We start from the raw sequence: 13,924 nt of genomic DNA, 5'->3' as shown, positions 1-13,924 counted from the left end.
GTTGTAGCTCCGAAATGTACAGCCGATGATGTAGTAACTTAGGTTGTTCTTGTATTTCAGTACGTTACATCGTTTGGCAGAAAGATGTTCTTTGAAGTATACCGTAGATTTTTAACCACAGATACAGAAGTTATCCACAGTTTACTCATAACTCAGTCATTAGAGCATGGATTTCACCTTGACAACTACGCTCAATGCCATGTAGGCTGCGCCTCTTTTTTCTCTGCTCGTTGTTGGGTGGAGGCTCATAATTAACGCTGGAACAGTGTGATGAAACGTACATTTCAACCTAGCAACCTGAAACGCGTCCGTACCCATGGTTTTCGTACGCGAATGGCTACGCAAAACGGCCGTAAAGTAATAAAGGCTCGTCGCTCCAAGGGACGTGCTCGTCTTATCCCTTGAAGCAGATTCAGCTTCGTCGACTGTTTTGTTGGCGCTGCCACGCAATTGCAGACTGCTAAAGCCCGGTGATTTTCGCCGGGTTTTTAGTAGTGGCAAAAGATCTGCAGACGTCTATTTTACCGTCCTTGCAAGGAATAACGGCTTGGGGCGTGCACGGCTTGGCTTAGCGATCTCAAAGAAGAGATGTCGTCGTGCAGTTGACAGAAACCATCTAAAGCGGCTTATAAGAGAGAGTTTTCGGGAGAGTCAGACTCTCTTATCGGGCATGGATATCGTTGTACTTAACAAGCGCTTCATACCAGAGACAAGGAATCGCCGCTATTTTGTGTCACTTTCGAAGCACTGGCGAGTATTGATAGAGAAATGCGGTCAATCATCACCTTTCTGATTCGCATCTACCAGGTTGCTTTAAGTCCGTTTCTCGGCAATCATTGTCGTTTTTACCCCAGTTGCTCCTCATACGCCGTTGAAGCTGTGCAAAAACATGGCACCTTGTACGGTTTATGGCTCTCTATTAAGCGGATATCACGATGCCATCCTTGGCATGAAGGTGGTGTCGATCCCGTTCCTGAATCAGTTAATAAGAAGTTCCATGGATAACAAAAGACTTTTCCTGTCTTTCATTGCTGCGTTTTTGGGATTGATGATCTATCAGGCCTGGATGGACGATTATGGGGCAAAACCTACCGTAGAGTCGATTCCACGCACCACAGAATCGGTACCCTCAGCCACCTTGGACGATTCTGGAGTTCCCACTGCATCAGTAAAAGCCGAATTATCTGCGACAACATCGAGCGATGATCAGGCTGGATCAACAGTGGCAGATATTGTCTATGTAGAGACTGACCTTGTTAAAGCGGAAATCTCAACACGTGGCGGAACAATTCAGCGGTTAGAGCTACTCGATTATGCAGTAGACAACAAAAAACCCGATGTGAAGGTTCAACTCTTCTCGCCTGCAGCGGATACCTTCTATATAGCCCAGTCCGGCCTGCTCGGTGTTAACCCTGAAAGCGCACCGAATCACGATGCTATTTATAAGATCGACCAGCAATCCTTCAAGTTAACTGAGGGAGAAGATGAGCTAAAGGTTTCCATGCTCTGGAGTGGTCCGAACGGCATTACCGTAAAGAAGGAGTTTATCTTTCATCGTGGAAGCTATCTTATTGATGTTAGGCATCAGGTGGTAAATGGCGGAGAGGAGTCCTGGACAGCCAGGGACTACTCGCAACTGCAACGCACTGAGCCGACTGAAGGCAGCAGATTTACCACCTACAGCTACACTGGCGGTGTTTACTACACGATTGATGATAAATACAGCAAGATCACTTTCGAGGAAATGGCTGAAAAGAGCCTCAACCTAGACTCAGCAGAAAGCTGGACTGCGATGATTCAGCACTATTTCGTTAGTGCATGGATCCCACCGGCAGAACAAATCGAGCATTTCTATAGTAATAGCTTGCCCGGCGGACGGTATCTGCTCGGAAGCTATTCGCCTTCCACAACTGTTGCTGCGGGAGAGACTCGGTCATTTGACAGAAAACTGTTTGTCGGTCCCAAACTTCAGGATGTGCTGGAGCCCATCGCAAAAGGCTTGGAACTGACTGTCGACTACGGTTGGTTGACAGTGATCGCCGTACCGATTCACTGGGTGCTGAAGCAGATCCACCAGGTGGTGGGTAACTGGGGCTGGGCGATAATTATTCTAACTATCCTTATCAAGGCGATCTTCTACAAACTTTCAGAGACCAGCTACAAATCGATGGCGAATATGCGCAAGTTGACGCCACGATTGCAGGCCCTGAAGGACCGCTACGGTGATGATAAGCAGCGCCTCAACCAGGCAATGATGGACCTCTACAAGACAGAGAAGGTCAATCCACTAGGAGGCTGTCTGCCTATCGTGGTGCAGATCCCTGTGTTTATCGCCCTCTACTGGGTACTGCTGGAGAGTGTCGAGATGCGCCACGCACCCTTCATGCTGTGGATCGATAACCTCTCAGCCAAAGACCCCTACTTCGTGCTGCCGCTGATCATGGGTGTCTCCATGTTCATCCAGCAGAAACTCAACCCGGCGCCACCTGACCCGATGCAGGCGAAAATTATGATGAGCCTGCCTTTCATCTTCACCATCTTTTTTGCCTTCTTCCCGGCCGGACTAGTGCTCTACTGGGTGGTGAACAACATTGTCTCGATCACCCAGCAGTGGTACATCACACGCAAGATCGAACAGGGCGGAAGTTAACTCGTCCAGTTGCATCATCATGATGCAACCGCGAGACACCATTGCAGCGGTTGCCACCCCACCCGGTAGTGGTGGGGTCGGCATCGTGCGCGTCTCAGGAGCAGACTGCAAACGGGTTGCCGAGGCCCTGGCAGGCAAACTGCCGCAACCTCGTCTTGCCAGCTACCGTCCCTTCCATGATCAGGACGGTTCGGTAATCGATACCGGCATCCTGCTCTATTTTCCCGCCCCCCACTCCTTCACTGGCGAGGATGTGCTTGAGTTTCAGGCCCACGGCGGTGCGGTGATCCTCGACCTGCTCCTGCAGCGCATCCTCGATCTAGGCATACGCCCGGCACGCGCTGGTGAGTTTACCGAGCGCGCCTTTCTCAATGGAAAGATCGATCTGGCCCAGGCTGAGGCAGTGGCCGACCTAATCGAAGCACGTACTGTATCGGCTGCACGGCTGGCAGGCCGCACCCTACAAGGTGTCTTCTCTGAGCGTGTCCACGCCTTAGTGGAACAACTGATCGAATTACGAATCTATGTCGAATCGGCCATCGACTTCCCGGAAGAGGAGATCGATTTTCTCTCCGATGGCCGGGTTGCAAACGATCTCAAAACCCTCACCGAGCAGCTGGCGCAGTTAATCCAGTCGGCCAATACTGGACGCCTGCTGCGTGACGGCATGACCCTGGTGATCGCCGGCCGCCCCAACGCTGGTAAATCGAGTCTGCTGAACCAGTTGTCGGGGGAGGAGCGGGCAATCGTCACCGATATTCCAGGTACCACCCGTGACCTACTCCGTGAACAGATCCAGATCGATGGCCTGCCGCTCCACATCATCGACACTGCAGGCATCCGCGACAGTGAAGATCCGGTAGAGATCGAAGGCATTCGCCGCGCCCGTCAGGAGATCGAGCAGGCCGACCGGATCCTCTGGATCTTTGACCATCAGACCGACCCTCAACATCTTGAGCTCGACCGCGCTACCCTGCCAGCCGGCGTACCGCTAACCCTGGTACGCAACAAAATCGATCTAACAGAACTCGCTCCATCGATAAAGAGCAATAATGGGATCACCGAACTGGCACTCTCAGCAAAAAGTGGTGCCGGTATGGAGCTGCTCCGGCAGCATCTGAAGCAGAGTGTCGGATTTGGCGAATCGAGTGAGGGTGAGTTCATGGCGCGGCGCCGCCACCTGGATGCACTGCAGCGCGCCGCCACAGCCTTGGAGCGGGGCAACCAGCAGTTCAAGCAATTTACCGCTGGAGAGATCCTCGCCGAAGAGCTGCGTCAGGCCCAGCAGGCATTGAACGAGATCACCGGTGAATTTTGTGCCGACGACCTGTTGGGCCGGATCTTTTCCAGCTTCTGCATCGGCAAATAGTCAACGCTCGCGGCCTGGATGGAAACGCCGCACCTGCTGGAAAAAGCGTGCGTTTGAGGTGTCTCGCGTATGCGGTTGATAGCGCAAAGCGATATAGAGACGGATTATCTCCATCGTCTGGCTGGCCAGCTCCGGTCGCTGCTGGGCAATCCGTTTCGCAAGATCGAGCGGTCCCTCATTGCGCAGTCGATGGATACCCACACGCTGAAGCTTTCTACAGAAACGCTGATAAGCCTTCAGCACAGGGTCGCTGCCTGCACGGCCCCGGGTAATAATGAACAGCGCAAGTGTCGCCAGCACAATTGCCATCACAGCAAGCAGCAGCTGCATCCACTGGCGCATGCCCCTGAGCTCAATGCCCAGAGAACGCATCAGATTGAACTGACGCGCACGACTGTAGCCCACCACCCAGCGTCGCCAGCCCATGTTAGCCGCGTCCAACGCCAGTACCAGCCGGTTGCCCAACTGGCCCAGCAGACTCTGTTCAGAGATACGAAATAACACCGGTTCGCCAATACCCCGCCTGGCGGTTGAGATAGAGCTGAGGAGACGCTCCGGAGCAACCGCTGTGGTTGGATCGATCCGCACCCAACCACTATCCGCCAGCCAGACCTCTACCCAGGCGTGGGCGTCGGACTGGCGCAGGATCAGATAGTTGCCGACCGGATTGTACTCCCCACCGAGATAGCCGATTACCAGCCGGCTCGGTATCCCCGCGATGCGCATCAGTAGAGCGAAGCTACTGGCGTAGTGTTCACAAAATCCCTGGCGTCCCTCAAACAGAAACTGATCCGTAGGGTTTTCTCCGTAGAGGGGTGGATTGAGAGTGTAGACAAAGGGTCTGCTATGAAAGAATTCGAGGGCCGCAGCAATCAACTGTCGATCATCCCCAGCCAGCTTGCGCCAGTCTGCCACCAGCTGTGACATGCGCGGAGTAATGTTGTCGGGCTGTTGCAATGCCCGTGCGAGCTGATGTTCTTTCAACGGGGAGGTTTTGTAGTCGAGATAGGAGCTAAGGCGATAGTTGATCTCTCGATCGACTGCTTTATCGGCAACCAGCTGAAATGTCTCCGTCAGGCGTGCACCGCTGGGGGCGAGTGCAGGGAGGTCGAGAGCAAACAGCCACTTGCGATAGTGGGGCTCGACAAACACCTCGTAATCGATGGCTGGGGCCAGGGGTTGAATAACACCCTTGGCGAGGGGGCGATGCTTGCTCTGTTGATTGTGCCAGCTGATCCCATCGCTATCCCAGAGCACCAACGCCCGCCAGTAGCGCGACTTGGCGGCGGGCAGTTCACCGTCGAAGTGGGCCCGAAAGGCGATTGCCTGGGACTGACTCAGGCGGCTGACACTACCGGGGCTAACATGCTCATCGAGCCCGGTTACACCGCCCGATTTATCGACAAAGAACTGCCACAGGGGGGTGCTGACGCGGGGAAAGAGTAGAAATAGCAACAGCGCCAGCGGTAGCGCCTGCAAGGCAAGCCGTAGCGTAGTACGAACAATCTGCCAGATATCCTCATCCGACTGTAGCCGGTTGCTCAGATTCAGGATCGCAATCAGCCCCAACATCAACAGAAACAGGTAGGCGGCGAGCAGAAAGCTCTGATCGTAGATGAACTGAGTAATGATGACAAAAAAGCTGATATAGACTGCCACATAGATGTCCCTACCCTGTTTCATCTCCATCAGCTTCAAGCCAAGCATCACACAGAGTAGTGCAACCCCGGCCTCCCGACCGAGCAGAGTCTGATAGTTGCTGTAGACCAGCCAGGTTCCAAAGATGGTGATAATCAACAGCAGGAAGCGGCCAGGCTGCAGCCTGGCGTAGGAGTGCGCAGCGAAACGCCACAGCACGATGACGATAAAAAAGAGGCTGACAGCCACCTCCATATGGCGTGCATGGGGCAGTGCACTGAGTGTGGAGAGCAGCAGCAGCGCCAGCAGACTGCGTGAGCCGATCACCCGCTGCAGGGGTTGAGAGCGTATCATCCTGGAAAATCTGCCAGTGCGGTGAGACAGCGCTGCAGCTGCTGCTCACCCCGCCCTATCGGCGAGTAAAAGCCGGGCAGGCACAAACCGTAGTTGAGCTGGCGCTTTTCGCACCATAGAAGATAGCGGGTCAGCAGGCTGAGGCGTACCTCGATATCCATCGCCTCAAGCCGATCCCAGTCAAACAGGTAGTCACCACCCCCCTGGCTGCCAGCAAAGCGTTTGCTCTGCATCCCCTTATCACGCGCATGCACCTTCCAGTCGATGCGAGCGGGCGGGTCGCCAGGCTGATAGCGTCGGTGTCCGATGAAGTCATCAACCCCCTGCCCCTGTGGGCCCCTGCCCTCTCGTTTCAGCAGATGCAGAGCGGAGGGTTCACCCTGTCCGGCGGGCTTCGGATAGACGATGCAGGCTGCATCGAGCGGCAGATAACACCAAGCATAGAAGAGTCCGAGTGGATAGAGGCTGGAGAGAGTCAGTTCGGGCAGCTTGAGCCGACCGCGCTGCGGCGCCGGCAGATCAATTGCATAAGTGTAGTCGCTGGCAGCATCGATAGTAGCGGCCTGCTGTGGCCCCAATTTGAGGCCCAGTCTCACCGCCGGGTGGGGATTGCTATCCGGATTTTGGATTAACAGCTCAAAGCGTGCCATGTTACCGGCAAAGACCGGCCCGCCACGGACGGAGAGAATCTTCAGCTGGAACAGGTTGCGCCAGGTATGAAACAGGCTAACGATCCATATCCCACCGAGGAAGAAGGTCGCCAGATAGCCCAGATTGCTGCCGTAGTTGACCGAGCCGATCAGCATCAGCAGCAACAGCAACGCCATCACCAGCCCCTCCCGACTGGGTAGAATGTAGATGTTGCGCAAGCCAACCTGAAAAGAGCCATCAGATTGTGGTCTGGCCGAACGGCGGATATGAACGCGCCAATAGGCTTTAAGCGAGTGGAACATCGCTCAATCTACTGCCACCGACTCGAGCAGCAGCGAGACAGCGCCACCATCGCCCTCCTCCTCACCGGTCAGGAAGAGACGATGACCGATGGTGGCCGGCAGCACCGCCTGTAGATCTTCCGGCAGCACATGGTTCCTCCCCTCAAGCATCGCCCAGGCCCGTGCCGTCTGCAGCATCGCAAGGCCGGCCCGGGGCGATAGCCCCTGACGAAAGGGCTCGGCACTGCGACTGTAGGCGAGCAGATTCTGGCAGTAGTCGAGCAGCGCCTCGGAGATATGGATCGATGCAACTTGCTGTTGATACGCCTCTAGCTGTTCGGGCGACAGCAGAGGCTGGCTTCGCTCCAGCAGGCTACGCCGATCAATCCCGCTCAGCAGCTGCCGCTCAGCAGCGCGATCGGGATAACCGATGCCGATGCGCATGGTGAAGCGGTCGAGCTGTGACTCCGGCAGCGGGAAGGTGCCGATCTGGTGTGAGGGGTTCTGGGTAGCGATGACAAAAAATGGCTGCGGTAGAGCACGGGTCTCACCCTCCACCGTTACCTGGCGTTCCTCCATCGCCTCCAGCAGGGCACTCTGCGCCTTGGGTGTGGCGCGATTGATCTCATCAGCCAGCACCAGCTGGGAGAAGATCGGACCGGGATGGAAGACAAAATCACTTCGCTGGCGATCATATACAGAGACCCCAAGGATATCCGCCGGCAACAGATCACTAGTGAACTGGATGCGCTGATAGTGCATACCCAGCAGATGGGCCAGGGTGTGGGCCAGAGTGGTCTTGCCGACGCCGGGGATATCCTCGATTAGCAGATGCCCCCGGGCCAGCAGGCAGCAGATCGCGAGGCGGATCCTGTCGCGCTTACCGAGCAGAATCTCACCTGCATGTTCGATAATGCTTTGCAGTTCAGCTGCCATTTCTCTCCATTCTCCATTGCCAAGCTACAGATATTTTCACGTCTGTAGCTGACTGCATCAGCCGATGCATCACTCAATCCACCAACAGAGAGACCACACCCCTGCCTCTCTCATTCTCTCTACCAGACTGAGTGAGTCCTTAACCATTGCACAGTCTTCAACAACTCGTGGATGTCTGTGCAAACCTATTAAGAACCCCTTCAAGTTACTGTGGATATCCTATTGGCGGAAGATTAAACAAAAGTTATTCACATTTTATAAACGAAACATCCTAGTGATCATAACTTGTTGTCGTAAGGGATTTAGGTGAAAAAACCAATATACAACAATAAGTTAATTAGTTATCCACAATAGTTGCCCTGCCTTATAACAACAATAATGCCTATACAAATACCTTTTATAATTACGCTTGTTCGAACTTATGGGTTGTAACACCAAAAATTTCCCTAGCGAACTAATGTGCCAAGGCCTCTTCCTCAGCTTGAGATATCTTCGATCAGCAAATGGCCTTTAGAGTGCAAACGACAGAGTTCAAGGCAGATCCCGCCATGCTTACCGAGTAGAATCTCACCTGCCTATCGGAAGCCATTTCCCTCGGTTCCCCTTTGTATTGCTGTAGTGCTTGGTGAGACTGCTAAAATAGCCCTCTCTTTTCAGATTCTGATCATGCAAAATGTTCTTCACCGAGACCTTTGATGTCATTGTAGTGGGTGGCGGTCATGCCGGTACTGAAGCCGCACTGGCTGCAGCCCGTATGGGCGCACGTACCCTGCTGCTGACCCACAATATCGAGACCCTGGGACAGATGAGTTGCAATCCGGCTATCGGCGGCATCGGCAAGGGGCATCTGGTGAAGGAGGTCGATGCCTTAGGCGGCGTGATGGCCCATGCCACCGATCTGGGTGGTATCCAGTTTCGCATCCTCAACTCACGCAAGGGGCCGGCAGTACGCGCGACCCGCGCCCAAGCGGATCGGTTGCGTTATAAGGCGGCAATCCGTCATACGTTGGAGAACCAGCCCAATCTGCAGCTATTTCAGCAGGCAGTGGATGACCTGTTGGTGGAGCAGAACCGGGTAGTTGGTGTAACCACCCAGATGGGACTCAAGTTTCGTAGTCGCGCGGTGGTGCTGACCGTCGGTACCTTCCTTAGCGGCCGCATCCACATTGGTCTTTCCAACCACCAGGGCGGACGCGCAGGCGATCCGCCTGCCAATGCCCTTGCCCAGCGACTGCGTGAACAGCCCTTCACAGTGGAGCGTCTCAAGACCGGCACGCCACCGCGCATCGATGGTCGTACTATTGACTACAGCCAGCTAAAGGAGCAGCCAGGCGACCATCCGACGCCTGTCTTTTCATTTCTTGGCACCGCAGACCAACACCCTCCTCAGATCAGCTGCCACATCGCCCACACCAACGCACAAACCCATGAGCTGATCCGTGGCGGTATGTCGCGTTCGCCGCTCTTCACCGGAGTGATCGAAGGGACCGGCCCGCGCTACTGCCCATCGATCGAAGACAAGGTGGTGCGCTTTGCCGACAAGGATTCGCACCAGATCTTCATCGAACCTGAAGGGCTTGATACCCACGAGGTCTACCCCAACGGTATCTCCACCAGTCTACCGTTTGACGTGCAACTACAGCTGGTGCGCTCAATGAAGGGGTTTGCCAAGGCCCACATCACTCGGCCTGGCTATGCTATCGAGTATGATTTTTTCGACCCGCGGGAGCTAAAGAGCTCGCTCGAGACCAACCATATAGCCGGGCTCTTTTTCGCCGGTCAGATCAACGGCACCACCGGTTACGAAGAGGCCGCCGCCCAAGGGCTGCTGGCCGGGGCAAACGCGGTGCTCTCTTTCAGACAACAGGAGGCCTGGTGCCCACGCAGGGATGAGGCTTATCTTGGGGTACTGGTGGATGACCTGATCACCCGCGGTACCAGTGAGCCCTACCGCATGTTCACCAGCCGCGCCGAGTATCGTCTATTGCTGCGCGAGGACAACGCGGATCTGCGTCTCACCGAGCAGGGGCGAAAGCTGGGCCTGGTTGACGATCACCGCTGGGCCACTTTCTGCCGCAAAAGGGAGTTGCTGGAACGGGAGCAGCAGCGTCTGCGTGAACTCTGGTTGCACCCAAACCGGCTCGATCCGCAGCAAGAGGAGCGGGCGCTGGGGCAGCGATTGTCAAGGGAGGTCCGCCTGCTTGATCTGCTAGCACGGCCAGAGGTGCGCTATGCTGATCTGATGGATTTGCCCGGTCTGGGCCCTGCAGTGGTGGATCCACAGGTCTGTGAACAGCTGGAGATCCAGGCCAAATATGCCGGCTATATCGAGCGCCAGCGGGATGAGATTGAGCGCCAACGTAACAACGAGGCGGTGCAGCTACCGCACGATTTTGACTACGATAAGGTGCGTGGCCTCTCCGCCGAGGTGCGAGAGAAGTTCCAGCGCCATCGCCCCGAGACCCTTGGCCAGGCAGGGCGCATACCCGGCATCACCCCGGCGGCGCTCTCGCTGCTACTAATCCATCTGAAGCGGAGATCCGCCTGATGCCTTGGAAAAAGCGCGAACAACGCTACGCCCAGCAGCTGGCGCAAGGGATTGCAGCACTCGGCATGCAACAGGATCAACATGTAAGTGATCAGTTACTTCACTATCATGCCTTGCTGCATAAGTGGAATCAGGCATTTAACCTTACCGCAGTTCGGGATCCGCTGGAGATGATCGACAGACATCTGCTCGACAGCCTCTCATTGCTCCCCTATGTAGAGGGCAAACGGGTGCTGGATATGGGCACAGGTGCGGGTTTGCCGGGCATCCCGCTGGCGATCTGCCTGCCCCAGACCCAGTTCGTGCTGCTGGATAGCAACGGTAAAAAGATTCGTTTTGTGCGCCAGGCGATGATGGAGTTGGGGCTGCAGAATGTGGAACCGGTTCAGGCCAGGCTCGAGGCCTATCAGCCGGTTGAACCGTTTGATCTGTTGATCTCCCGCGCCTTCACTGGTCTCGCCAATATGCTCAAACTGATTGAACATCTGGTGCAGCCGGGAAGCAGCCTGTTGGCGATGAAGGGGAAGAATCTGCAACAGGAGCTGGCGACGCTGCCAGCTGGTATCGAGCCTGAGCTGATCCGGCTACCACAGACGATCTCCACAGAGGCGGGATCGATCGTGCGGATACGATTCGAATGAAATAAATCGGGATGATCCCGTTGCTCAGGAGGAACGTCTGCCACGCAGTGTGGAGTGAGTGGCAGTGGAGTTCTCGTCTCGGCTGAATTGATGCCAGCGCCGGTAGAGCAGCAAGATTATGGTAGAGATCAGCGAAAAGAGCAGAAAGCCTCGAACCGCGGGATTGGACTCCGTCTGGTCCAGGCTAAAGTTGGCGGGCGTTGTCTGAGTCATGGAGAGGAACGAGCTTGAAGCGCCTGCTGGTTGGTTTGAGTCTGAGTGCAACAGGCTCGATATCCGCAGCAACATCATCTGCTCAGATGTCGGTGAGTTGAATATCTGAGCTGTCGGCACATCGGCCAATAGTATGCCAGGGCCGGTGAGCAGCAGCAGAACAGCGATCAACATGGACCTACAGGCGGGCTTTCTCATTGCGGCTGGATCCTCAATAAAGTGGCATGCACCGCCAGATCGACTGGTATAGTTGAAGGCTTAGCGCTTTGAGAATCTATTTCGTTTTGGGATGTTTTATAGATGAAAAACTGTTCTGGATAGGTGTTTGTGGCGATATTTTCGAGAGAATCGGCAGTTTTTCCCGATTGACTGCTGGTGGCAGGTACCACATTCGCTCCCCTGCCGTTATCATTAGCCGCCTTGTCGTTCAATCCCTTTCCATCGAGTGAGCAACCAAAATGGGCCATGTAATCACCATCGCAAACCAAAAAGGTGGCGTTGGCAAGACGACCACTGCGGTCAATCTCGCGGCAGGCCTGGCCAGCTATAACAAGCGGGTGTTGCTGATCGACCTGGATCCCCAGGGCAATGCCAGCATGGGTTGTGGGATAGATAAACATCAGCTGAAGAAATCGAGCTGTGATGTGTTGCTGGGGGACGCCAAGCTAAATGAAGCGGTGCTGGCGGCTCCCGATTCGGGCTTTGATGTGTTACCCGCGAATGGGGATTTGACTGCAGCAGAGGTTGGCCTGATGAGCGCCACGCTCAGAGAAAAACGGCTACGGTTGGCGTTATCCAGTACCCAGGAGAATTACGATTTCATCATCATCGACTGCCCGCCCTCGCTGAATATGCTCACGGTGAATGCGTTGGTGGCAGCCGACGGGGTACTGATCCCGATCCAGACTGAATACTACGCATTGGAAGGTTTGTCGGCGCTGATGGGCACGGTGAACCAGATTCAGGAGCATCTCAACCACGATCTACGTATCGAAGGGATAGTGCGCACCATGCACGATCCGCGCAACAATCTTGCGGTGGATGTATCGAACCAGCTTACAGGTCATTTCAGCTCAAGCGTTTTCGAGACCATCATCCCGCGCAACGTGCGGGTGGCCGAAGCGCCGAGTCATGGTAAGCCGGTTTTGCGTTATGATAGCGCCTCCCGCGGCGCGAGGGCCTATCTAGCGCTGGCTGCCGAGCTGCTGGGGCGCCACCATGTGGCGGTAAGTGCATAACCTTCCCCGAAACGGATAGATCGATGGTGACAAAAAAACGCGGCCTAGGCAGAGGGCTCGACGCACTTCTCGGCGGCATGACTCCGCTTGGAGACAACGGCTCGACAGCTTCCGCGGACTCAACCAGCGTTATCGAGAACCTGCAGCGACTGCCGCTCGATCTGATCCAGCGGGGCCGTTACCAGCCACGCCGGGAGTTTGATCCCGACAGTCTGCGTGAACTAGCCGATTCTATCGCTGCCCAGGGGGTGATTCAGCCGGTGGTGGTGCGTCCGGTGGAGAGTGGGCGCTATGAGTTGATCGCGGGCGAGCGCCGCTGGCGCGCCTCGCAACAGGCTGGGCTGGATGAGATCCCGGTGGTGATCAAAGAGGTCACCGAACAGGCGGCGATGGCGATCGGCCTGATCGAGAATATCCAGCGTGAAGACCTCAATCCGCTAGAGGAGGCAAATGCCCTGAGCCGGCTACTGCTGGAGTTCGATCTGACCCACCAAGAGGTGGCTAAGGCGGTGGGCAAATCTCGCACCACTGTTACCAACCTGTTGCGCCTGCTGGACCTTAAAGAGGACGTAAAAGCTCTGGTTGAAACGGGCCGGATCGAGATGGGCCATGCACGGGCGCTGTTAGGATTAAAGGGTGAACAGCAGAGCGAGGCCGGCCAGCTGGTGGTCTCCCGCGGGCTTACCGTGAGAGAGACTGAGCGGCTTGTGCGCAAGTTGCAGGAGCAGGGTGAAAAACCTGCCAAGCCGATCGCTGCTGAGCAGGACCCGAATGTGAAGCGTCTGCTGAATGATCTGACCGAGCGATTGGGGGCGAAGGTTGATATCAAGCAGAGCGCCAAAGGCAAGGGCAAGCTAGTCATTGCCTACAATAGCCTGGATGAGCTGGAAGGCATTCTGGCGCATATTAAATAGATTTATCATGATATTTCATGATATTTGACAGTATATTCTGAAGCCCCTATAGTCCACGCCACTTTGCGATGTGGCTGGAGAGGGCCGGGGTCTGGAGTGCGGACTATCGGTGATAATAGCCAGATACGCAGGATCATCCTGATACAGATGGGGTTCTCTCTGTTGCTGGCGCTGGTACTATTTCTGTTTGGAAAAGTCCATGCTTGGTCAGCATTGACAGGTGGCTTAATCGCCACGTTTGCGAACGCCTTCTCAGCGAGTAGGATTTTTGTGCACTACCGCGCACAAGAATCGAGTAAGATACTCGCCCGGATATATGGAACAGAGTTACAGAAACTCCTCTTGACGGGGATGATGTTCGCGGCCGCGGTCATTTTGGTTGATCCTCTGAATATCGCTGTAGTGCTCGGGGCATACCTATTCGTACAGGTGCTGATCCCCCTTTTGGTGTTAACATTTTCTGATCACGTGTAGCCAAGGTTAAAAAGAAC

General features: G+C 55.2%; 15 protein-coding genes. 10 read left to right on the top strand and 5 right to left on the bottom strand.

Annotation, left to right across the window (positions count from 1 at the left end; genetic code table 11):
- The first annotated feature begins 270 nt into the window (after nucleotides 1-270).
- The 5 genes from rpmH to mnmE are packed head-to-tail and all read left to right on the top strand — an operon-like array spanning nucleotide 271 to nucleotide 4,019.
- Nucleotides 271-405 carry a 50S ribosomal protein L34 gene (gene rpmH, locus L0Y14_RS16360; RefSeq protein WP_081417680.1) on the top strand — a complete coding sequence of 45 codons (135 nt, stop codon included), beginning with the start codon at nucleotides 271-273 and terminating at the stop codon, nucleotides 403-405.
- Nucleotides 386-793, top strand: a complete 408-nt coding sequence (rnpA, locus tag L0Y14_RS16355; RefSeq protein ID WP_005958816.1) for a ribonuclease P protein component — start codon at nucleotides 386-388, stop codon at nucleotides 791-793. The genes rpmH and rnpA overlap by 20 nt, the downstream gene beginning before the upstream one ends.
- The gene (yidD, locus tag L0Y14_RS16350; RefSeq protein WP_006474993.1) at nucleotides 769-1,005 is read left to right on the top strand and encodes a membrane protein insertion efficiency factor YidD; all 237 of its coding nucleotides are present in this window, start codon (nucleotides 769-771) and stop codon (nucleotides 1,003-1,005) included. Before rnpA ends, yidD begins: the two co-directional genes overlap by 25 nt.
- Nucleotides 998-2,650 (top strand): membrane protein insertase YidC, encoded by a 1,653-nt coding sequence (gene yidC / locus L0Y14_RS16345; protein WP_039959545.1) that lies wholly within the window; start codon nucleotides 998-1,000, stop codon nucleotides 2,648-2,650. Before yidD ends, yidC begins: the two co-directional genes overlap by 8 nt.
- Nucleotides 2,651-2,669: 19 nt before the next feature.
- On the top strand, nucleotides 2,670-4,019 hold the full coding sequence (gene mnmE / locus L0Y14_RS16340) for a tRNA uridine-5-carboxymethylaminomethyl(34) synthesis GTPase MnmE (RefSeq protein ID WP_006474995.1): 1,350 nt from the start codon (nucleotides 2,670-2,672) through the stop codon (nucleotides 4,017-4,019).
- Here mnmE and L0Y14_RS16335 read toward each other — a convergent pair whose 3' ends face one another.
- Genes L0Y14_RS16335 through L0Y14_RS16325 form a run of 3 tightly spaced genes read right to left on the bottom strand, consistent with a single transcriptional unit; the run spans nucleotide 4,020 to nucleotide 7,879 of the window.
- Nucleotides 4,020-6,011, bottom strand: a complete 1,992-nt coding sequence (locus L0Y14_RS16335; RefSeq protein WP_005958822.1) for a transglutaminase TgpA family protein — start codon at nucleotides 6,009-6,011, stop codon at nucleotides 4,020-4,022.
- Nucleotides 6,008-6,964, bottom strand: coding sequence for a DUF58 domain-containing protein (locus L0Y14_RS16330; RefSeq protein ID WP_005958824.1), 957 nt, complete (start codon nucleotides 6,962-6,964; stop codon nucleotides 6,008-6,010). Before L0Y14_RS16330 ends, L0Y14_RS16335 begins: the two co-directional genes overlap by 4 nt.
- A gap of 3 nt (nucleotides 6,965-6,967) precedes the next feature.
- Nucleotides 6,968-7,879, bottom strand: a complete 912-nt coding sequence (locus L0Y14_RS16325; protein ID WP_005958825.1) for an AAA family ATPase — start codon at nucleotides 7,877-7,879, stop codon at nucleotides 6,968-6,970.
- A gap of 673 nt (nucleotides 7,880-8,552) precedes the next feature.
- On the opposite strand from L0Y14_RS16325, the gene mnmG reads away from it, so the two are divergent.
- Both mnmG and rsmG read left to right on the top strand, forming a co-directional pair.
- Nucleotides 8,553-10,427, top strand: coding sequence for a tRNA uridine-5-carboxymethylaminomethyl(34) synthesis enzyme MnmG (gene mnmG / locus L0Y14_RS16320; protein WP_005958827.1), 1,875 nt, complete (start codon nucleotides 8,553-8,555; stop codon nucleotides 10,425-10,427).
- Nucleotides 10,427-11,068 carry a 16S rRNA (guanine(527)-N(7))-methyltransferase RsmG gene (gene rsmG / locus L0Y14_RS16315; RefSeq protein ID WP_005958829.1) on the top strand — a complete coding sequence of 214 codons (642 nt, stop codon included), beginning with the start codon at nucleotides 10,427-10,429 and terminating at the stop codon, nucleotides 11,066-11,068. The genes mnmG and rsmG overlap by 1 nt, the downstream gene beginning before the upstream one ends.
- Before the next feature lie 24 nt (nucleotides 11,069-11,092).
- Here rsmG and L0Y14_RS16310 read toward each other — a convergent pair whose 3' ends face one another.
- On the bottom strand, nucleotides 11,093-11,455 hold the full coding sequence (locus L0Y14_RS16310; RefSeq protein ID WP_039959538.1) for a hypothetical protein: 363 nt from the start codon (nucleotides 11,453-11,455) through the stop codon (nucleotides 11,093-11,095).
- Between the two features lie 20 nt (nucleotides 11,456-11,475).
- Nucleotides 11,476-11,712: a hypothetical protein gene (locus L0Y14_RS16305; protein WP_138921862.1), complete on the bottom strand. Its 237-nt coding sequence runs from the start codon at nucleotides 11,710-11,712 to the stop codon at nucleotides 11,476-11,478.
- Between the two features lie 27 nt (nucleotides 11,713-11,739).
- Here L0Y14_RS16305 and L0Y14_RS16300 point away from each other — a divergent pair, with 27 nt between their 5' ends.
- The 3 genes from L0Y14_RS16300 (at nucleotide 11,740) to L0Y14_RS16745 (ending at nucleotide 13,907) form a co-directional block, all read left to right on the top strand.
- The gene (locus tag L0Y14_RS16300) at nucleotides 11,740-12,519 is read left to right on the top strand and encodes a ParA family protein (protein ID WP_005958833.1); all 780 of its coding nucleotides are present in this window, start codon (nucleotides 11,740-11,742) and stop codon (nucleotides 12,517-12,519) included.
- Between the two features lie 23 nt (nucleotides 12,520-12,542).
- Nucleotides 12,543-13,433, top strand: coding sequence for a ParB/RepB/Spo0J family partition protein (locus L0Y14_RS16295; protein ID WP_005958835.1), 891 nt, complete (start codon nucleotides 12,543-12,545; stop codon nucleotides 13,431-13,433).
- A 147-nt stretch (nucleotides 13,434-13,580) separates the two neighbouring features.
- A complete protein-coding gene (locus L0Y14_RS16745; RefSeq protein ID WP_138921863.1) occupies nucleotides 13,581-13,907 on the top strand; it encodes an ATP synthase subunit I in 327 nt (108 codons plus the stop codon).
- The last annotated feature ends 17 nt before the right edge of the window (nucleotides 13,908-13,924 follow it).

Origin of the sequence: Candidatus Endoriftia persephonae, from assembly GCF_023733635.1 — a bacterium.
Lineage (GTDB): Bacteria > Pseudomonadota > Gammaproteobacteria > Chromatiales > Chromatiaceae > Endoriftia > Endoriftia persephonae.
The sequence above is the reverse complement of the archived record's forward strand: the minus strand, read 5'-3'. Positions and strand labels throughout refer to the sequence as shown.

Bases quoted from the DNA above. Each gene is read 5' to 3' on its own strand.
- yidD (WP_006474993.1), top strand. From the start codon at position 769: ATGCGGTCAATCATCACCTTTCTGATTCGCATCTACCAGGTTGCTTTA.
- mnmG (WP_005958827.1), top strand. From the start codon at position 8,553: ATGTTCTTCACCGAGACCTTTGATGTCATTGTAGTGGGTGGCGGTCAT.
- rsmG (WP_005958829.1), top strand. From the start codon at position 10,427: ATGCCTTGGAAAAAGCGCGAACAACGCTACGCCCAGCAGCTGGCGCAA.
- mnmE (WP_006474995.1), top strand. From the start codon at position 2,670: ATGATGCAACCGCGAGACACCATTGCAGCGGTTGCCACCCCACCCGGT.
- rpmH (WP_081417680.1), top strand. From the start codon at position 271: ATGAAACGTACATTTCAACCTAGCAACCTGAAACGCGTCCGTACCCAT.
- L0Y14_RS16300 (WP_005958833.1), top strand. From the start codon at position 11,740: ATGGGCCATGTAATCACCATCGCAAACCAAAAAGGTGGCGTTGGCAAG.
- L0Y14_RS16335 (WP_005958822.1), bottom strand. From the start codon at position 6,011: ATGATACGCTCTCAACCCCTGCAGCGGGTGATCGGCTCACGCAGTCTG.
- yidC (WP_039959545.1), top strand. From the start codon at position 998: ATGGATAACAAAAGACTTTTCCTGTCTTTCATTGCTGCGTTTTTGGGA.
- L0Y14_RS16295 (WP_005958835.1), top strand. From the start codon at position 12,543: ATGGTGACAAAAAAACGCGGCCTAGGCAGAGGGCTCGACGCACTTCTC.
- L0Y14_RS16325 (WP_005958825.1), bottom strand. From the start codon at position 7,879: ATGGCAGCTGAACTGCAAAGCATTATCGAACATGCAGGTGAGATTCTG.
- L0Y14_RS16330 (WP_005958824.1), bottom strand. From the start codon at position 6,964: ATGTTCCACTCGCTTAAAGCCTATTGGCGCGTTCATATCCGCCGTTCG.
- L0Y14_RS16310 (WP_039959538.1), bottom strand. From the start codon at position 11,455: ATGTTGATCGCTGTTCTGCTGCTGCTCACCGGCCCTGGCATACTATTG.
- L0Y14_RS16745 (WP_138921863.1), top strand. From the start codon at position 13,581: ATGGGGTTCTCTCTGTTGCTGGCGCTGGTACTATTTCTGTTTGGAAAA.